Annotated in this window: 15 protein-coding genes; 4 read left to right on the top strand and 11 right to left on the bottom strand. The window is 61.6% G+C overall.

The features are described from left to right. Positions 1–228: 228 nt before the first annotated feature. The 11 genes from ACP7BS_RS27755 to ACP7BS_RS27705 all read right to left on the bottom strand — a co-directional run bounded on the left by ACP7BS_RS27755 (position 229) and on the right by ACP7BS_RS27705 (position 15082). Positions 229–1881: an OFA family MFS transporter gene (locus ACP7BS_RS27755; RefSeq protein ID WP_426240679.1), complete on the bottom strand. Its 1653-nt coding sequence runs from the start codon at positions 1879–1881 to the stop codon at positions 229–231. A gap of 242 nt (positions 1882–2123) precedes the next feature. Continuing rightward, positions 2124–4127: a sensor histidine kinase gene (locus ACP7BS_RS27750; protein ID WP_426240678.1), complete on the bottom strand. Its 2004-nt coding sequence runs from the start codon at positions 4125–4127 to the stop codon at positions 2124–2126. After that, positions 4120–5511: a sigma-54-dependent transcriptional regulator gene (locus tag ACP7BS_RS27745; protein WP_426240677.1), complete on the bottom strand. Its 1392-nt coding sequence runs from the start codon at positions 5509–5511 to the stop codon at positions 4120–4122. Before ACP7BS_RS27745 ends, ACP7BS_RS27750 begins: the two co-directional genes overlap by 8 nt. 135 nt (positions 5512–5646) lie before the next feature. Then, on the bottom strand, positions 5647–6360 hold the full coding sequence (locus tag ACP7BS_RS27740) for a pentapeptide repeat-containing protein (RefSeq protein WP_426233696.1): 714 nt from the start codon (positions 6358–6360) through the stop codon (positions 5647–5649). Between the two features lie 229 nt (positions 6361–6589). Next, entirely contained in the window at positions 6590–6928 is a 339-nt protein-coding gene (locus ACP7BS_RS27735; RefSeq protein WP_426240676.1) for a formate dehydrogenase subunit delta, read from the bottom strand. Continuing rightward, positions 6918–7745, bottom strand: coding sequence for a formate dehydrogenase accessory sulfurtransferase FdhD (gene fdhD, locus ACP7BS_RS27730; protein ID WP_426240675.1), 828 nt, complete (start codon positions 7743–7745; stop codon positions 6918–6920). The genes ACP7BS_RS27735 and fdhD overlap by 11 nt, the downstream gene beginning before the upstream one ends. 276 nt (positions 7746–8021) lie before the next feature. Further along, complete coding sequence (gene fdhF / locus ACP7BS_RS27725) at positions 8022–10901, bottom strand: formate dehydrogenase subunit alpha (RefSeq protein ID WP_426240674.1); 2880 nt, start codon at positions 10899–10901, stop codon at positions 8022–8024. Between the two features lie 216 nt (positions 10902–11117). Continuing rightward, complete coding sequence (locus ACP7BS_RS27720) at positions 11118–12689, bottom strand: formate dehydrogenase beta subunit (protein WP_426240673.1); 1572 nt, start codon at positions 12687–12689, stop codon at positions 11118–11120. After that, the gene (locus ACP7BS_RS27715; RefSeq protein ID WP_426240672.1) at positions 12686–13165 is read right to left on the bottom strand and encodes a formate dehydrogenase subunit gamma; all 480 of its coding nucleotides are present in this window, start codon (positions 13163–13165) and stop codon (positions 12686–12688) included. Before ACP7BS_RS27715 ends, ACP7BS_RS27720 begins: the two co-directional genes overlap by 4 nt. 227 nt (positions 13166–13392) lie before the next feature. After that, positions 13393–14286, bottom strand: coding sequence for a LysR family transcriptional regulator (locus tag ACP7BS_RS27710; protein WP_426240671.1), 894 nt, complete (start codon positions 14284–14286; stop codon positions 13393–13395). A 25-nt stretch (positions 14287–14311) separates the two neighbouring features. Further along, positions 14312–15082 (bottom strand): SDR family NAD(P)-dependent oxidoreductase, encoded by a 771-nt coding sequence (locus ACP7BS_RS27705; RefSeq protein WP_426240670.1) that lies wholly within the window; start codon positions 15080–15082, stop codon positions 14312–14314. A gap of 190 nt (positions 15083–15272) precedes the next feature. Here ACP7BS_RS27705 and ACP7BS_RS27700 point away from each other — a divergent pair, with 190 nt between their 5' ends. From ACP7BS_RS27700 to ACP7BS_RS27685, 4 genes are all read left to right on the top strand, one after another. Then, positions 15273–16037, top strand: coding sequence for a DeoR/GlpR family DNA-binding transcription regulator (locus tag ACP7BS_RS27700; protein WP_426232954.1), 765 nt, complete (start codon positions 15273–15275; stop codon positions 16035–16037). A 129-nt stretch (positions 16038–16166) separates the two neighbouring features. Continuing rightward, a complete protein-coding gene (gene glpD, locus ACP7BS_RS27695) occupies positions 16167–17684 on the top strand; it encodes a glycerol-3-phosphate dehydrogenase (protein WP_426240669.1) in 1518 nt (505 codons plus the stop codon). Positions 17685–17731: 47 nt separating this feature from the next. Further along, a complete protein-coding gene (locus tag ACP7BS_RS27690) occupies positions 17732–18814 on the top strand; it encodes an ABC transporter ATP-binding protein (RefSeq protein ID WP_426240668.1) in 1083 nt (360 codons plus the stop codon). Positions 18815–18824: 10 nt separating this feature from the next. Beyond that, on the top strand, positions 18825–19895 hold the full coding sequence (locus ACP7BS_RS27685) for an ABC transporter ATP-binding protein (RefSeq protein ID WP_426240667.1): 1071 nt from the start codon (positions 18825–18827) through the stop codon (positions 19893–19895). Positions 19896–19897 lie beyond the last annotated feature (2 nt).

Here is a 19897-nt window from a genome sequence, read left to right as displayed (position 1 = left end):
CCCAAAATCGTCGCCATCGTTGCGACAATGCGCAAGCTTCTCACCATTCTCAATGCCATCATCCGGGACAATAAACCATGGCAAAACGCTTGACGAACAAGACAGTCGCTCTCCCCGCTTGCGGGGAGAGGGGACGACAGAGGTTGCCACGCGTCCCTTCTCCCCGTTGAAACGGGGAGAAGGGACCCGACAGGGCGGATGAGGGGCGGAGGCCAAGTCTGCCAGCGCCTACCCGAACAGCACCATGCTGGCTCTCAGCGTCACCCAGACCCCCCAGAGTAGCGGGATGCCGACAATGGCCCAGGCGATCAGGGCCTTGCCGTCGAAACCACCGGCGCCGATGCCGAAGGAACCGGTCGGGCCGGCATTCGCCGCGGCGGACTTGGCCTGGAGGGCAGCAACCTCCTCGTCCTTCATGAACCATTTGTCCGATAGCGGCCTGATCACTGCATTGGCGATCAGCCCCAGTGCGAGCATGCCGGCGAGGATATACATCGTGCCGGTGTAGAGCTCAGGACCGGGCGCGACGCCGGCCGAAATCTGTGCCTCGCGGATATAGTTGACCACCACAGGACCGACAATGCCAGCCGTTGCCCAGGCCGTCAGCAGCCGCCCGTGGATGGCGCCGACGAACTGCGTCCCGAAGATATCGGCGAGATAGGCCGGGATGGTCGCGAAACCACCGCCATACATCGACAGGATAATGCCGAAGGCCAGCACGAACAACGCTTTGTTGCCGAGACCGGCGAGCGTCGGGGCGAGCGCATAGAGAACTATGCCGAGGACGAAGAAGCAAAAGTAGGTGTTCTTGCGGCCGATCTTGTCCGATAGCGAGGCCCAGAAGAAGCGGCCACCGATGTTGAACAGCGAGAGAAGTCCGGTAAATCCTGCGGCGATTGCAGCGATCGACGCTTTCTGCGTCGTATCGAGATCGGCAAAGGCGACATCCGGCAGGCCGATCAGCGAGCCGGCGAAGATTTCCTGCAGCATCGGCGATGCCATGCCGATGACGCCGATCCCGGCCGAGACGTTGAGGCAGAGCACCGCCCAGATCAGCCAGAACTGCTTCGTCTTATGGGCATCGCGCAGGTGCACGTGCTTGGTGGTGATCATTGTGCTTTTGGAAGCCGGTGCAGTCCAACCTTCCGGACGCCAGCCTGCCGGCGGGATGCGGTAACCGAAGGCGCCGCCCATCATGAAGAAGAAATAGATGACCGCCATGACGACGAAGGTCTGCCAGACGCCAGCGGAAATATCGGTGCGGAAATGGGTCATCAGCAGGTTGGCCAAGGGGGCGCCGATCATCGCGCCGCCGCCAAAGCCCATGATCGCCATGCCGGTCGCCATGCCGCGTCGGTCGGGGAACCATTTGATCAGAGTGGAAACCGGCGAGATATAGCCGAGGCCAAGACCGATGCCACCGATGACGCCGGCGCCGAGCCACATCAGCCAGAGCTGGTGGGTATAGACACCGAGTGCCGCGACGAGAATACCGCCGCACCAGCAGCAGGCGGAGACGAAGCCGGCCTTGCGCGGGCCGGCACGTTCCAGCCAGCCACCCCAGATGGCGGCCGAGCAACCGAGCAGAACGAAGAACAGCGTATAGATCCAGCCGAGATCGGCGACACGCCAGTTGCAGGTGGTGGTGAACAGGGCGGAAGCGAGGTTCATGCTGGCGCAGCTATCGGGCGTGGTGCCGAGCGCCTTGGAAAGCGGCAGCCAGAAGACGCTGAAGCCATAGGCCATGCCGATACAGAGATGGATGGCAAGCGCTGCCGGCGGTACGAGCCAGCGGTTGAAGCCCGGCTTGGCGATGATGCGTTCGCGGTCGAGAAGGCCGACCGAGCCCCCGCCGACATAGGTGTCCGTTGTTGCTGTCATTCTCGTTGTTCCTCCATCCGCCCATGTCCCGTCGGGCGTTCCCAGTGAATGTCATGTCCGGGGTGGCTGAAGAGTGTCTAGCACCACCCGCTCCTCAACGCGTGGTGCCGCCTCTGCCGTCCGTCCCATCACAGGAGCAATCGGCGTGCCAAATCGGGCTATTCAGGATTTCAATGGGTTATGCAGTAGGGGACGCGGCCGGTGGACAGAATGTCCGGGAGTCAGCGGACATTTTGTCCGGTTCAGTTGGCTTCCGGTAACCAGATGGAAAAGGTCGTTCCTTCTCCCGGGGCGCTCTGGACGGAAATGCGGCCGTTCTGGCGGGCGATCAGCCGCTGGCTGATGGAGAGGCCAAGACCGGTGCCTTCCTGCCGTTTGGTGGTGAAGAACGGGTCAAAAATCTTGCCGATCAGCTCCGGCGTCATGCCGACACCCGTGTCGGTGATTTCGAGCGTCACTCCCGGATTTTCGGCGATATCCTGATCCAGCGTCCGGATCGTCAGGACACCGCCCTTCGGCATGGCGTGGATGGCGTTGACGATCAGGTGGACCGCCACCTGCTGCAGTTCCGTCCGGTTCATCAGCACCAGCCGGGTGGCACGGTCGTCGCGGACGAGCTTGATCTCGGCCCGGTGCAGAAGATGCTGCACCAGCGGCAGGCAATCGGAAATGATGTCTGAGGGCGCGTGGCGCTCGACATAACCGGCATATTCTTCCGGCTTGGCGAATTGCAGGAGCTTGGTGACGATCTGGCTGATGCGATGGATCTGCTCGTCGATCAGCCGGAATTCGACTTTCGCCTCGTCGGCCTTGGCGCCGAGCACGCTACGGACAACGTCGAGATTGCCCTGGATGACGGCGATCGGATTGTTGATCTCGTGGGCGACACCGGCAGTGATCTCGCCGATGGCGGCGAGTTTTTCCGACATGATCAGCTGCTTGGTCGTCGCCTCGATCTGGCGGTTGGCGAGTTCCAGCTCGCTGGTGCGCTCGGCGACGCGGTCGTTCAGCTCTTCGTTCCATTGCCGAAGCTCCCGGTCGCGCTGCTGCAACTGGTCGAGCAGGCCGTCGAGATGCAGTGCCACGCGGCCGATCTCGTCGCTGGCCGCCTTCAGCTCGGTACGGGCACCCATATCGCCGCCTTCGGCGCGGGTGATGGTGTCGCTCATGCGTTCCAGCGGTTTGAAGATCGCCCGTGCCCAGCGCAGGAAGATCGGCACGCTGACGGCGGTGACAACGAGAAAGGCGAGTACGATGGTCAGCAGCGTGGTATATTTCGCCTGCCGGAAGGGCGTTTCCAGAAAGCCGACATAGAGCATGCCGACGCGCTTGCCGAAACTGTCGACGATCGGCTCATAGGCCGAAATGTACCAGTCATTGACGACGAAAGCGCTGTCGAGCCAGGTGCGGCCCTCGTCCAGAACGGTTGCACGCACGGCGGCGGAAACCCGGGTTCCCAAGGCGCGGCGATCCTCGAACAGGCGCACATTGGTGCTGATACGCACGTCCTCGAGAAACAGCGTCGCGGTGCCCTTGCTGCCCTCCGGCAGGCTAGCCTCGCGATAGACGAGGTCGTTGATCGTATCGATGAAGACGAGGTTCTGGTTGAGCAGGATACCGCCGACCAGTGCTGCCTTTGCGCCGTTTGCGAGTATCACCGGGCTGGCCGAGTGCACGACCATGCCGCGCGTCTCGCTCTTCCTGTCGGTCGGTACTGCGTTGGGGGTTTCCACCAGCTCGATCCGGGCGCGCTCCGCCAGCGCCGGCGACAGGGCGGCCAGTTGGGCGTCGGAGAAAATGTCGATGGCGTTCGAGGATGTGCCGTCGAGCGCTGAGATCACCACCGGCCAGGCTTCCTGCGCTTGCCGTGCCGCGCTGATCGGTTGCCCCTGATGATCGACAAGCATGAGGAAATCGAGGCCGAGCGTCTGGCGACTCTTCTCAAGGAATGCTGGCAGGGCCGGGGTTTCGCCGGAGCCGACCGTGTCGCGAAATGCGGCGGAGACGGCAAGCGCCTGGATATGCTCGCCGGTGTTTTCGAGAATGCGGGACAGATATTGATGGGCGATGGTCAGGTCGCCATTGACCTTGGTGATCAGCAGCGCATCGAATTTCGCGTTCCAGCGGGCAATGGTAATGCCAAGCAGAAGCGGCAGGATGACCAGCGTCGGCAGCAGCGCGATGGCCAAAAGCCGGAAGCGGATGGAGCGGGCAGGGCGCTCCTTAGGGCGGGCGGCCTCAGCCATTCCAGACGGCGCATTTGCGGTCGATGGTCTTGCGCGAAATGCCGAGGCGGCGGGCCGCTTCATCGCGGTTGCCGCCGGTTTCTTCCAGCACCGCCAGGATGTGCCGCCGCTCGACATCATCCAGCGTCTCACCGGCCGTTTCTGCCTGCTGACCGGGATTGCCCCGGAAATCGTCCGGGAATTTTCCAAGAATCAGCGAGCGCTCGATGAGGTTTCGCAACTCACGGACATTGCCAGGCCAGGCATAGCGCGTCAGCGCAGCGCGCACCTGCGCATCGATCGTCACCTGCGGCATACCGAGTTGCTGCGACAGTTTCTGCATGAACAGCTCTGCCAGTTCCTGCACATCATTGCCGCGGTCGCGCAACGGCGGCAGGTAGAGCTGCATGACATTGATCCGGTAGAACAGGTCGGCGCGGAACCGGCCTTTCTCGACCTCCTTCTGCAGGTCGGCATTGGTGGCGAAGACGAAACGCAGATCGACCGGCACTTCGCGTTCGGAACCGACAGGCCGGACGCGGCGATCCTCGATGACGCGCAGAAGCTTGCTTTGCGTGGCGAGCGGCATTTCGCCGATCTCGTCGAGAAACAGCGTGCCGCCCTGCGCATGGGTGAACAGGCCTTCGCGGTTGCTTTCGGCGCCGGTAAACGCGCCCTTGATATGGCCGAACAGTTCGGTCTCTATCATGTCGGCCGGGATGGCAGCGCAGTTGACCGGCACGAAAGGCTTGTCTGCCCTGTCGGACAGAGTGTGCAGCGAGCGGGCGGCGACTTCCTTGCCAGTGCCGGATTCGCCGGTCAAAAGCACCGAGGTTGGCAGCGGCGCGACGCGCGCGATTGTATCGCGGACATCGCCGATCACCAGCGACGTCCCAATCAGCCGGTCGCGCAAAAGGATATGATCGGATGTCGCCTTCAGCTCATAGCGCAGCACGAAATTCTCGCGTTGCAGCCGCATGCGGTCGAGGCATCGGGCGACGGAGTTGAGGATCTGGTTGGAGCGGAAGGGTTTCAGCACGAAATCGACGGCACCTGCGCGTAAAGCTCGGATCGCGGTTTCCAGATCGGCAAAGGCGGTGATCAGGATTGCCTCGGCGAAGAAACCGATGGCGCGCTGCTCGGCCAGCCAGTCGACGCCATTCTTGCGGGGCATGATATTGTCGAGGATGACCACGTCGAAATGATGGGCGTCGAGCTTGCGCGAGGCTTCGTCTGTATCGGCCGCCTCCTCGATCCGCTTGCAGCGCGGGCCAAGTGTACGGACGAGGAAATTGCGCATGCCCGGCTCGTCGTCAACGATCAGGATGGATGCCTGCGCCAGCCACGGCCCGAACTCCGGATCGCGCTCCGGCACCGACGTTTTTCGCGCTGCCTCTCCCTGCAAAAGTCTCTCCCTCTTTTGACGAGGCCGACCATAGCAAGGCTCACCGGCAGGTACAAAGCGGTTTCGGGTTTCTTTCGGAAAACAGCGCGATTGGCTGGCTGTGAGTGTACGGCTGGCGGGCTGATCCGGGCAAACTTACCGCACCTTCAATCCCAGCTCCGCCAGCAATTGCCCCGCCTGATCGCGCGAGATCGTTGCGCCTTTGAATTGTTTGGCGTTCAGCAGGCGAATGCCGCCGAGGTCGGCGCCGCGAAGGTCGGCACCCTCGAAACGGCAGTCGACCAGATTGGCGTCACGCAGGCTGCAATCCTGAAAGATCGCGTCGCGGAAATCGCATTTCTTCAGATCGGCCATCTGGAAATCGAGGCCGTTCAGGCGGGCCTTGCGAAAGGAGAGGCCGGGCAGCCGGGCGTCGGCCAGCCGGGTTTCGTGGAAGGTCAGGTTGAGGGTTTTTGCCTCGGAGAGGTTTGCTCCCGTCAGCTTGCAGCGCGAAAAGTGCGCGCCAGTCAGTGTCGTGCCGCGGAAATTGCTGTTGTTGAAGTCGCACCCCTCGATCTTGCTCTCCGACAGATCGCAACCGGTGAAATCGGCGAGACCGCCCTTGCAGCTCGACCAGATCGTGGCACTCAGTTTTGCGCCGGTGAACCGGGCTTGCTTGACATTGCAGGCCTCGAACACCCAGCCATCCAGCGTCAGGCGCGCAAGGTCGGCTTCCTCAAGGACGCAATCCATCAGCTTGTGCGGCAGTCCGCTTTTCGAGAGCTGTTCGATTGCAGAGCGATCAAGCGCGCAGTTCTCAACGGTATTGGCCAGTGAAATCGGGGTGTCCGGGGAGACGGAGGGTGCCATGCCGAGGTTCCTTGTTCGTCATCGAGGACACACGGTGCAGAGCCACGTACCCCGCCGACCACTGCTGATCAAACTGGTACCGTGGAAACCCGAGAGGGTCATAAGCTGCTGATTGCAGGAACCGGATTACCAACCGGCCCATCTTTTTCGGTATTGCTGCGTAGCTTAGATGGCGCGCCTGTTCAACGTCCATGAACGGAGTTGTGCAAAGTATTGCGCCGCGCCGAGATCAGGCTTTTTCGGGAATGCTCGGTTCGGACAGGGATTCGCCGGCTGCCGTGCCTTTGCCGCCCGGTGCACCGGCGGCGGCATCGCTGCCGGTACCCACGCCTTCGGAGCCGGAATAAGGTGGCTTGATGATGGCGGCGGCGGCGATCACGATCGGGTCGAAACCGGCATCGCCCTGCTCGATCAGTTCGAAGAAGGCCTTGCGCATGCGCGGTTCCCAGAACTTGTTGATATGGGTGGCGACGCCTTCGACGCGCTCATCTTCCGGCTGCGACTTGAAGAAGGTGGCGATCTGGTTGGCCATGCGGACGAGTTTGCCATTGGTGTTATCAAGCGACATCGGCGATGGCTCCGGATTGAATGCGGTGGGATTGCGTGAAAATCTCGAAATCGGCGCCGCGTACCAGCGCGATCAGCGTCATGCCGGCTTCATCCGCCGTGCGGATGGCAAGTGCTGTCGGCGCCGATATGGCGATGATGAAGGGGCTGCCGATAATGGCGGTCTTCTGCACCATCTCGACGGAAACGCGGCTGGTGACCACCACGGCGCCGGTTGATCCGGCATGTCCGGCCCGGGCTGCAGCGCCGACCAGCTTGTCCAGCGCATTGTGGCGGCCGACATCCTCGCGCACGGCAATCAGGCCCTTGCCCGGCACGTAGAAGCCGGCGCCATGCACGGCACGGGTTTCGACATGCAGCGGCTGCTGGCCATTGAGGAGGGCGACGGCTTCGATGATCTGCTGCTGCGATAGCCGCAGTGTCGAGGACGATACCGGTGGTGTCTTGCGCACGGCCTGCTCGATCGATTCGATGCCGCAGAGGCCGCAGCCGACAGGCCCTGCCATATGGCGGCGGCGGGAGACCAGCGCGTCGTTCTGCTCATCCTTCAGAGTGATCTGAAGGTCGATGCCTTTTTCGTCTGCGACGGCCTCGATCGATTCGATCTCGGAAGGATCGGAGATGATCCCCTCCGTCAGGCTGAAGCCGACGGCAAAATCCTCGAAATCGCCGGGGGTGGCCATCATCACGGCATGGGTGGAGCCGCCATAGGAGAGCGCGATGGGCGTTTCCTCGGGGACGGCGCGGGAGCCGGGCGTCAGCTTGCCGTTGCGATGGGCGGTCTCGGGCACGGTCTGAGTGAGTTTGAAGGTGGTCATGCCACGAACTCTTTCTTCTCCCCAGCGGGGAGAAGGTGGCGCGCAGCGCCGGATGAGGCGCGCGCAGCCGCAGTATTTTCCCTGCAAGAGGAGATGGTTGCAAGTAGTGACAGTAGAATGTGCCGAACCGCCCCCTCATCCGCCCTTCGGGCACCTTCTCCCCGCTGGGGAGAAGAGGGAGTATGCCGCGCACGCATCAGCCAATCTCCCCCCTTGAGGAGGAGATGTCCTGTAGGGACAGAGGGGGGTGTTTGTGACCATCGCATCATTCCAATCCTACTCCGCAGCCTCCAGCTTGCCGGCGACGCGGCGGGAATGGCGGGCTTGTTCGTCATAGTCGATCTGCCATTGCGAGGGGCCGTTGGAGGGCGAGATCTGGACTGCGGTTACCTTATACTCAGGGCAGTTGGTTGCCCAGTCGGAGAAGTCGGTGGTGATGACGTTGGCCTGCGTCGTCGGGTGGTGGAAGGTGGTGTAGACGACGCCGGTCGCAACGCGGTCGGTGATGAGCGCACGCAGCGTCGTATCGCCGGAACGGCTTTGCAACTTTACCCAGTCGCCATCGCGAACGCCGCGCAGTTCGGCGTCATGCGGATGGATTTCCAGCCGGTCTTCCTCATGCCAGACGACGTTGTCTGTACGCCGTGTCTGGGCACCGACATTGTACTGGCTAAGAATACGGCCGGTGGTGAGCAGCAGCGGGAAGCGCGGTCCGGTCTTTTCATCGGTTGCGACATATTCGGTGCGGATAAACTTGCCCTTGCCGCGCACGAAGCCGTCAATGTGCATGATCGGCGAGCCGAGCGGCGCTTTCTCGTTGCACGGCCATTGTACCGAGCCCATCTTTTCCAGATAAGCGTAGGACACCATGGCAAAGCTCGGCGTCGTCGCTGCGATCTCGTCCATGATCTGCGAAGGGTGCGTATACGCCCAATCGAGCCCCATGGCCTGCGCCAGCTTCTGCGTCACCTCCCAGTCGGCGTAGCCGTTGCGGGGCGTCATCACCTTGCGGACGCGGTTGATGCGGCGCTCGGCATTGGTGAAGGTGCCGTCCTTTTCGAGGAAGGTCGAGCCCGGCAGGAAGACATGGGCGTAGTTGGCGGTTTCGTTGAGGAACAGGTCCTGCACGACGACGCATTCCATCGCGGCAAGGCCAGCCTGCACATGCTTGGTGTCCGGGTCGGACTGGAGAATGTCCTCGCCCTGGATGTAGATGCCCTTGAACGAGCCATCGACGGCGGCGTCCAGCATGTTGGGAATGCGCAGGCCCGGCTCGTTGGAAATGGTCACGCCCCAGAGCTTTTCGAAGGTTTCGCGCGTCGCGTCATCGGAGACGTGGCGGTAGCCTGGAAGCTCGTGCGGGAAGGAGCCCATGTCGCAGGCGCCTTGCACATTGTTCTGGCCGCGCAACGGGTTCACGCCGACGCCCGGACGGCCGATATTGCCGGTGACCATGGCGAGATTGGCGATCGCGATGACCGTCGTCGAGCCCTGGCTGTGTTCGGTGACGCCGAGACCGTAATAGATCGAGCCATTGCCGCCGGTGGCAAACAGCCGGGCGGCGCCACGAATGTCCTCGGCCGGAACCCCGGAGAGCTTTTCGACGGCCTCGGGGCTGTGATGCTCCTCTGAGACGAAAGCCGCCCAGTCTTCGAATTCCGACCAGTCGCAGCGCTCGCGGATGAATTTCTCGTCGTAGAGGCCTTCCGTGACGATGACATGCGCCAGCGAGGTCACCACGGCGACATTGGTTCCGGGGCGCAGCGGCAGGTGATGCGATGCCTTGATGTGCGGCGAGGAAACGATGTCGGTGCGGCGCGGATCGACGACGATCAGCTTGGCGCCCTGGCGCAGGCGCTTCTTCAGGCGCGAGGCAAAAACCGGGTGACCGTCGGTCGGATTGGCGCCGATAATGATGACGACGTCGGTGTGTTCGACCGAATCGAAATTCTGCGTGCCGGCGGATGTACCGAAAGTGGCGCCGAGACCGTAGCCGGTCGGCGAGTGGCAGACGCGGGCGCAGGTATCGACATTGTTGTTGCCGAAACCGGCGCGGATCAGCTTCTGGACGAGGTAGGTTTCCTCGTTGGTGCAGCGCGACGAGGTGATGCCGCCGATCGATTCGCGGCCGTACTGATACTGGATGCGGCGGAATTCGGACGCCGTATGGGCAAGGGCTTCCTCCCAGCTGACTTCGCGCCAGGGATCGCTGATCTTCTCACGGATCATCGGGTTGAGGATGCGCTCCTTGTGGGTCGAATAGCCATAGGCAAACCGGCCCTTGACGCAGGAATGGCCGCGATTGGCCTGTCCGTCTTTCCAGGGCACCATGCGCACCAGCTCTTCACCGCGCATTTCGGCCTTGAACGAGCAGCCGACGCCGCAATAGGCGCATGTGGTGACGACGGAATGTTCCGGCTGGCCGATGGCGATGACCGACTTTTCGGTCAGCGTCGCGGTCGGGCAGGCCTGCACGCAGGCGCCGCAGGAGACGCATTCAGACTCGAGAAAATTCTCGTGCATGCCGGGCGAAACACGGGAGCCGAAGCCACGGCCTTCGATGGTCAGCGCAAACGTGCCCTGCACCTCTTCGCAGGCGCGCACGCAGCGCGAACAGACGATGCATTTCGACGGATCATAAGTGAAGTAGGGATTGGATTCGTCCTTCGGCATCCATTTGGCATTGATGTCGCCGTTGTTGCGCGCCTTGACGTGATTGTCGCCTTCATAACCGTAGCGCACGTCGCGCAGGCCGACGGCGCCGGCCATGTCCTGCAATTCGCAGTCGCCGTTGGCAGCGCAGGTCAGACAGTCGAGCGGATGGTCGGAGATATAAAGCTCCATCACGCCCTTGCGGATGTCCTTCAGCCGGGACGTCTGGGTATGGACGCTGATGCCGGGCGCGACCGGCGTGGTGCAGGATGCGGGGGTACCGTTGCGGCCTTCGATCTCCACGAGACAGAGGCGGCAGGAACCGAAGGCGTCGACCATGTCGGTGGCACAAAGTTTCGGCACCTTGATGCCGGCCTCCATCGAGGCCCGCATGATCGAGGTGCCCTCCGGCACGGTGATTTCGTTGCCGTCGATGGTCAGCGTCACCATCTTTTCCGAGCGGGAGGCTGGGGTGCCGAAGTCGATTTCAGAGACGAGGGGCATGGAGGGCCTCCTGTGTGGATGTCACGGCGAGATTTCTTTTTGAAACTAGGGGGAAGACCCCTCCCCAACCCCTCCCCACAAGGGGGAGGGACTTAACCAGCGGCACCCTCAGCGAAACAGAAATCAGATTAGTGAGCGAAGCGGCCACAGGTTGAGCCCTCCCCCTTGTGGGGAGGGCGGCGAGCAAGGCGAGCGGGAGGGTTTTTGTTATAGCTTTCATTCCGCCGCCTCCACCAAAGGCACCGGGCGGAAATCGTCCGGGAAGTGGTTCATGGCGCTGGTCACCGGATAGGGCGTGAAACCGCCGAGCGCGCAGAGCGAGCCGAATTTCATGGTGTTGCAGAGGTCGGCGAGCAGCGCGAGGTTTTTTTCCGGCTCGATGCCTTGGGCGATCTTGTCGGCTGTTTCGACGCCGCGCGTCGAGCCGATGCGGCAGGGGGTACACTTTCCGCAGCTTTCAACAGCGCAGAATTCCATGGCGAAACGGGCCTGCTTCAGCATGTCGGCGGTGTCGTCGAAGACGGTGATGCCGGCATGGCCGATCAGGCCGTCCTTCGCGGCGAAGGCCTCGTAGTCGAACGGCGTATCGAACAGGGCGCGCGGGAAATAGGCGCCGAGCGGGCCGCCGACCTGCACGGCCTTGACCGGACGTCCGGTTGCGGTGCCGCCGCCGATCTCGTCGACGATCTGGCCGAGTGTCAGGCCGAAGGCAGCCTCATAGAGGCCGCCATACTTGACGTTGCCGGCGATCTGGATCGGGATCGTGCCGCGTGAGCGGCCCATGCCGAAATCCTTGTAATAAACAGGGCCCTTGTCCATGATGATCGGCACGGAGGCGAGGGAAATGACGTTGTTGATGACGGTCGGACAGTTGAACAGGCCCTTGTGGGCCGGCAGCGGTGGCTTGGCGCGGACGATGCCGCGTTTGCCTTCCAGGCTGTTGAGCAGCGCTGTTTCCTCGCCGCAGACATAGGCGCCGGCGCCGGTGCGAATCTCGATGTCGAAGGCCTTGGCCGAGCCGAGCACCGAGCTGCCCAGCACACCCGCCTTGTGGGCGATCTCGACGGCTTGTGTCATCGTCGCGATGGCGTGGGGATATTCCGAGCGGATATAGACGAAGCCCTTTGTCGCCCCCGTCGCGATGCCGGCAATCGCCATGCCCTCTATCAGCACGAAGGGGTCGCCTTCCATGATCATCCGGTCGGCGAAGGTACCGCTGTCGCCCTCATCGGCATTGCAGACGATATATTTGCGGTCGCCCTTCTCACTATTGATGGGCGTATCGAGAACCGTCTTCCATTTGATGCCTGTCGGGAAACCAGCGCCGCCGCGGCCGCGAAGGCCGCTTTCGGTGACATGGGTGACGATATCGGCCGGCGACACGGCCACGGCTCTTTCCAGGCCCTTCAACCCGTCATGGGCGCGGTAGTCGGCAAGTGACAGCGGATCGACGATGCCGCAACGGGCAAAGGTCAGCCGCGTCTGGTTTTTCAGATAGGGCAGTTCCTCGGTCTTTCCGAGACAAAGTGGGTGGGTTCCGCCGGTGGGGAGGCCTGCGTCCAGCAAAGACGCCACATCGGATGCTTTTACCGGGCCATAGGCAATCCGGCCTTCTGCCGTCTCGACCTCGATCATCGGTTCCAGCCAGTGCAGGCCGCGCGATCCGTTGCGGACGATTGTGGCGTCCAGCCCGCGAATTTCGATTTCACGGGTCAGCGCCGTGGCGACCCGCTCGGAACCGAGCGCCAATGCGGCCGCATCCCTTGGAACGAAAATCCGCACGCTCATGTCCGTACCTCCGCAATGAGGTCCCGCACCGCATCCGCATCGAGCCGCCCGTGCACCTCGCCGTCGAGCATCGCGGCGGGTGCGGTGGAACAGAGCCCAAGACAATAGACGGGTTCCAGCGTTACGGCTCCATCAAGCGTCGTCTGGTGAAAATCGATCCCGAGCAGCGATTTCACCCGTTCGGCCAACTGGTCGCCACCCATAGCCTGGCAGGCCTCGGCGCGACAGAGCTTTAACACGTGGCGGCCCGCCGGGTGATCGCGGTAGTCGTGATAGAAGGACACCACGCCGTGAACCTCGGCGCGCGATAGGTTGAGCTCGCGGGCAATGATCGGCAGGGCTTCCTGCGGCACATAGCCGAACTCAGCCTGAATCTCGTGCAGGATCGGCAGAAGCGGCCCCTCGAGCGACTTCATCTCGCTGACGATATCCAGCGTCCGTTCACCGATATCACGGCTTGATACATGCAGGTTCAACGTTCAGACCTCCCGAACTGAAATGAACAATCGTCGTGGTCTGCGATCCCTTAAATCAAACGAAGCCCCTCCAGAGCATCGTTTCATTCGGATCCTGGGTCAAAAAGAACAGGATCACGCGGTTTCGCAGCTCACGCACGGTAAATACAGCGTGTCAGCAGGCGGAAGGAGGGTCAATAGGCGTATTCCGTTAAGCGATAGGTGTTTTCTATCAAAGCGTCGTTCGCTCAAAGAGCTTGGGCGTCGGCCAGTATGCGCGCCTCATGGAGCAGGGCCGACACGAGCGGCGTAAATGGTTCGCGATGCGTGGCGACCAATCCGACCGTGTGCCGGGCATCCGGCTCGATGATCGGTATGAGCTTTATATCCTCGTGAAAACCGAAGGATTTCCCGACGTTATAGGGCATGATGCTGGCCCAGTGACCGGTGCGGACATGGGAAAACAGCACGATCATGGAGTTCGATTCCAACGTCGGTGAGACGGTCACGCCGGCTTCTGCGAAATGCTGGTTGATGATGCGCCGGTTCTGCATGTCGGCGGTCAATAGACAAAGCCGAATGCCGCCAACTTCCTTCCAGGTCACAGTTTCGCGATCCGATAGCGGAGTGCCTGCTGCGGTGACGAGATGATAGCGCTCCACCTGTAGCGCCACGCTGGTGACGCGGCCGAGCGGTTCGTTTTCGAGATAGGTGAGGCCGGCGTCGATCTCCAGATTTTCCAAGAGGCCGAGGATTTTCAGCGATGTGGTGGAGAGGATGGAGAAGGTCACCTCCGGATGCTTCTCCTGGAACGGTGCCGTGATGCGCGGCACCATGGCAAGCGTCGTCGGCACGGCTGCCAGCCTGATATGGCCGACAAGTCCGCGCCGGGCAGCCCGCATTTCCTCGTGCATGGTGCGCGAATCACCGACGATCCGCCGGGCCCATTCCAGCACACGCTGGCCTTCCGGCGTCAGGCTCTGGTAGCGCGAGCCGCGATTGACCAGCATGACACCGAGCTGATCTTCCAACTGCTTGATCGCGGCCGAAAGCGTCGGCTGGGTAATGCCGCAGAGGTCGGCGGCGCGGCCGAAATGCCGCTCCTGGGCGAGTGCGATGAAGAATTCCAGCTTGTCGATCAACCGCTACCCTCCCCAATGCCGATGCTCAGCAGATCAATTGACCGCCGTTCACTTCCAGCACCTGTCCGGTGATGTAACCCGAGAGCGCGTTCGAGGCGAGGAACAAATAGGCCGGCGCGCAATCCTCGGCGGTGCCCAGCCGCTGCAGCGGGATGGTCTTGCGGGTGGCTTCGAGCTTTTCGGCGGATGAGTAGCGTTCGTGGAAATCGGTGGTGATCGTTCCCGGCGAAACGCAATTGACGCGGATGCCCTCCGGTGCCAGCTCGCGGGCAAGCGCCTTGGAATAGGTCGAGACGAAGGCCTTGGTAGCCGAATAGATCGCCGATCCGGCGCTGCCGCCGGTGAGCGCCGAGATCGACACGGTGTTGATGATGGCCGGACGTGTGCCGCGCCGGATCAGTGGCAAGAGCGCGCGGGTGGTCTGCACGACCGAGGTCTGGTTCAGCTGTACCACCGTCTCATATTGTTCGTCGGTCAGGTCACCGGCGAGAAACCGGCCGACCATCGTGCCGGCATTGTTGACGAGAATGTCGATCGCCTGAAATCGCGCGGCGATGCCGGTGGCTAGAAGCTCGATGCCGCCCGCAGTCGAGAAGTCGGCATAGGAGAGAAAAGCCCGGCCTTCGGTCAGCGCGGCATCGAGAAAGTCAGGCAGCGGCTCGCGCGCCACGCGGCCGCCATGCAGATAGACGGTTGCGCCGCAATCGAGAAACTGGCGTGCGACCTCCAGGCCGATACCGCGACCGGCGCCGGTGACGACGACATTCAAGCCTTTGAACAGCGATGGATGAAACATGATGACTACCCCCGCAACAACAGACACGCTGTCGCATGATGACCGGAATTGCAACGCGGCCGGCTTTTCTTCTTTGATGCATCTTCCCTAACAGGGGTTCAATTTCGAGCATTCGCTGCGTTTATGAAATTGCGTTGCTTTCGTTTTTGCATATTATGAAAGAAAACGAAAACGACGGGAGGGACTATAGATGTATCTGACGGGGCGCCAGTCGGAAATCCTTGAGCTTGCCAAGACGGAAGGCCGGGTGCTGGTCGATGAACTTGCCACGCGTTTCTCCGTGACGCCGCAAACCATCCGCAAGGATCTCAACGATTTGTGTGACGGCCGGGTGCTGACGCGTATCCACGGTGGGGCAGTCTTTCCGCGTGGCAACGAGAATGTGAAATACGAGGCCCGCCGCTCGATCGCAGCCCTGGAAAAGCAGGCAATCGGCCAGGCGGCTGCGGCGATGATCCCGAACAATTCCTCGCTTTTCATCAATATCGGCACGACGACGGAAGCGGTCGGCGAAGCGCTGCTTGACCATACGGAACTGATGGTAATTACCAATAACATCAACGTTGCCAATCGCTTGAGAGTTTTTCCATCGATCGAAGTGGTGATTGCCGGTGGCGTCGTGCGCGGTGCCGATGGCGGTATCGTCGGTGAGGCGGCAGTGGATTTCATTCGCCAGTTCAAGGTGGATTATGCCGTTATCGGTGCATCCGCGATCGATCATGATGGTGCGCTTCTGGATTTCGATTATCGTGAAGTGAAAGTGGCGCAGGCGATCATCGCCAATGCCAGGCATGTTATTCTCGTGTCGGACTCGACCAAATTCGAGCGCACGGCGCCGGTCCGGATCGGCCATATCACCCAGGTTCACACCTTCATTACCGACATTTGTCCCATCGAGAATGTCCGCAATATCTGCCAGGAGCAGGATGTCCGGCTGATCGAAACGGCGCGCTGACATTGCTGATTTTAGCGGCTGCTTGTTTTCCATAAACATTCGTTTGACATTCGTAAGGTTTTCGCTTTAATTATTTTTACTTTCGCATCTGCTCAAAATTGTGCAATGCGAAATGTGGGAGGGGAAGCAGTGCCTGCGCAGGATGTACTCGACATTTTCGTGATCGGTGGCGGTATCAATGGGTGTGGCATCGCAAGAGATGCTGCCGGCCGTGGATACTCGGTTGCGCTGGCCGAAATGGACGATTTCGCCTCCGGCACTTCCTCGCGCGCTACCAAGCTCATTCATGGTGGTCTGCGCTATCTTGAGCATTACGAATTCCGGCTGGTGCGTGAATCGCTGATGGAGCGCGAAGTGCTCTGGGCGATGGCGCCGCATATCATCTGGCCGATGCGCTTCGTTCTGCCGTTCCACAAAGGCGGCATCCGCCCGGCCTGGCTGATCCGTCTCGGCTTGTTCCTCTATGACCATATCGGCGGCCGCAAGCTTCTGCCTGCTACTCGCACGCTCGACATGCGGCGCGATCCGGCTGCCAAGCCGTTGAAGGCGCTATTTACCAAGGCATTCGAATATTCCGACGGCTGGGTCGATGACGCCCGCCTCGTGGTGCTGAACGCCAAGGATGCTGCACTCAAGGGTGCGCGCATCATGACGCGCAGCCGCGTCGTCTCGGCGGAGCGTGAAGGCGGCCTCTGGTCTGTGAGCGTGGAGGATGCGGCGACCGGTGCCGTCAGCACCTTCAACGCGCGGATGCTGGTCAATGCGGCAGGCCCCTGGGTCGACGTGGTTTTGTCGGGTGCCGTGCGCAAGAACGATGTCCACAATGTTCGTCTGGTTCAGGGCAGCCATATCGTCGTGAAGAAGAAGTTCGACGATAGCCGTGCCTATTTCTTCCAGAACCCGGACAACCGCATCATCTTCGCGATCCCCTATGAGACCGATTTCACCTTGATCGGCACGACCGACAACGATTTCACCGGCGACCCGAAGAACATTCAGATTACCGAGGGCGAGATTACCTATCTCTGCAATGCGGCGAGTGAGTATTTCTCCGAACCGGTCAAGCCGGCCGATGTGGTCTGGACCTATTCCGGCGTGCGGCCACTGTTCGACGACGGCGCTTCGAAGGCGCAGGAAGCGACGCGCGATTATGTGCTGAAGATCGATGGCGGCAACAGTGATGCGCCACTGCTCAACGTCTTCGGCGGCAAGTTGACCACCTATCGCCGGCTCGGCGAGCATGCGCTGGAAAAGATCGCCGGCGCGATCGGTGCCAAGGGCAATCCGTGGACCGCGAAAAGCGTTCTTCCGGGCGGCGATTTTCCGGCGACCGGCTACGAGGCCGAAGTGGCAAAGCTCACGAGCCGCTATCCCTTTCTTGCCGAGCGTTATGGGCGCCGCCTGGTGCGGCTCTATGGGACGCTGGCAGCAAGCCTGCTCGGCAGTGCCGGCAAGACGGACGATCTCGGCCGGCATTTCGGCGCTGATCTCTATGAGGTCGAGGTGCAGTGGCTGATGACCCAGGAATGGGCGCGGCACGCCGAGGATATCCTCTGGCGCCGCACCAAGCTGGGCTTGACATTGACCCAGGCGCAAGCCGCCGGGTTGGAGGAATACATGCGGGAGACTATCCGCAACGTTGCCTGAAGGCCGCGCCGGGATAGCGCTGCCGATGGCTGGGAGGAAGCCTGAGAATGCTTGAACTGAAAAACATAACCAAGGTTGTCGGGGCGGATACGCATATCCATTCGACCGATCTTGTGCTGGAGCGGGGCTCGCTGAATGTGTTGCTGGGCCCGACGCTGTCTGGCAAGACGTCGCTGATGCGGCTGATGGCGGGCCTCGACAAGCCGACGACCGGAACCATCTCGTTTGATGGCAAGGACGTGACCGGCGTGCGGGTGCAGGACCGTTCGGTCGCCATGGTCTACCAGCAATTCATCAATTATCCGGCGATGACGGTCTACGAAAACATCGCCTCGCCGATGCGCATTTCCGGCAAGGATGCGGCAACGATCGATCGCGAAGTCCGCAAGGCGGCCGAGCTGATGAAGCTGACGCCCTTCCTGGAGCGGACCCCGCTCAACCTGTCGGGCGGCCAGCAGCAGCGCACGGCGCTGGCGCGTGCCATCGTCAAGAATGCCAGCCTCGTTCTGCTCGACGAGCCGCTCGCCAATCTCGACTACAAGCTGCGCGAGGAATTGCGCGAAGAATTGCCGAAGCTGTTTGCCGCTGCCGGTTCGATCTTCGTCTATGCGACGACCGAACCGCAGGAAGCGCTGCTTCTCGGAGGCAATACGGCAACGCTTAGCCAAGGCCGCATCAGTCAGTTCGGGTCCACCATCTCGGTCTACCGCAAGCCGGCCGATCTGGCGACCGCAAAAACCTTTGCCGACCCGCCGCTCAATACGCTCGACGTGGTGAAGTCCGGCACCGCTTTCGAGCACGCTGGCCTCAGCGTCCTGACGGTGCCGGCGCACCTCGCCGATATTGCCGACGGCGCCTATACCATCGCCTTTCATCCCCACCATTTGTCGCTTGCGCGTCCGCACGACACGGCGGCAACGCTGAAGGCGCGCATCATCATTTCGGAAATCGCCGGCTCGGAAAGCTTCATCCATGTCGATTGCGTGGGATCGCGCTGGGTCATGCTCGAACACGGCATCCACGACATCGAGCCGGATACGGCGATCGAGCTTTTCGTCGATACCCGCCACCTGATGGCCTTCGGGGCGGATGGACGCGCGATCGGCGGCTCTGCCGCTCGGGGAGCGTGAGGAGAAAACCATGGCACGCATCAATCTCGACCATATCCGCCACGCCTACGGCCCGAAACCGACGAAGCCTTCCGACTATTCGCTGAAGGAAGTTCACCACGAATGGAACGACGGCGGCGCCTATGCGCTGCTCGGTCCGTCCGGCTGCGGCAAGACCACGCTGCTCAACATTATTTCCGGACTGCTGCAGCCCTCCGAAGGCAAGATCCTGTTCGACGGCAAGGATGTCACCAACCTGTCGACGCAGGAGCGCAACATCGCCCAGGTGTTCCAGTTCCCGGTGATCTACGACACGATGACCGTTTACGACAACCTGGCCTTTCCGTTGCGCAACCGCCGCGTTCCGGAGACGGAAGTCGATCGCCGCGTCACGGAAATCCTCGAAATGATCGGCCTCTCGGACCGTGCAAAGAAAAAGGCGCAGGGGCTGACCGCCGACCAGAAGCAGAAGATCTCGCTTGGCCGCGGCCTCGTCCGCTCCGATGTCAGTGCCATCCTGTTCGACGAGCCGCTAACGGTCATCGATCCGCATATGAAATGGGTGCTGCGTTCGCAACTGAAGCGGCTGCACAAGCAATTCGGCTTCACCATGGTCTATGTCACCCACGACCAGACCGAGGCACTCACCTTCGCCGACAAGGTCGTCGTCATGTATGACGGCGAGATCGTCCAGATCGGCACGCCGGCGGAGCTATTCGAGAAGCCGAAACATACGTTCGTCGGGTACTTCATCGGCTCTCCGGGCATGAACGTCCTGCCGGCAAAGATCGATGGCTCGTCGGTCGATCTCGATGGCCAGAAGGTTGCGTTGTCTTTTGCGCCGAAGTTTGCTGCCGGTGCCAAGACGGAGCTGGGCATCCGCCCGGAATTCGTCCGCCTTGGCCGCGAAGGCATGCCGGTTGTGATTTCCAAGGTCGAGGACATCGGCCGCCAGAAGATCGTCCGTGCCACCTTCGCCAACCGCCCGATCGCCATCGTCGTGCATGAGGACGGTGAGATCCCGGCGGAACCGAAGATCACCTTCGATCCCGCAGCCATCAATATCTACGCCGATTCATGGCGTGTGGGCGGGGAGGCCTGATC

This window comes from Pararhizobium sp. DWP1-1-3 (genome assembly GCF_049896125.1).
In the GTDB taxonomy this organism is placed as follows: Bacteria; Pseudomonadota; Alphaproteobacteria; order Rhizobiales; family Rhizobiaceae; genus Pararhizobium.
The sequence above is the reverse complement of the archived record's forward strand: the minus strand, read 5'-3'. Positions and strand labels throughout refer to the sequence as shown.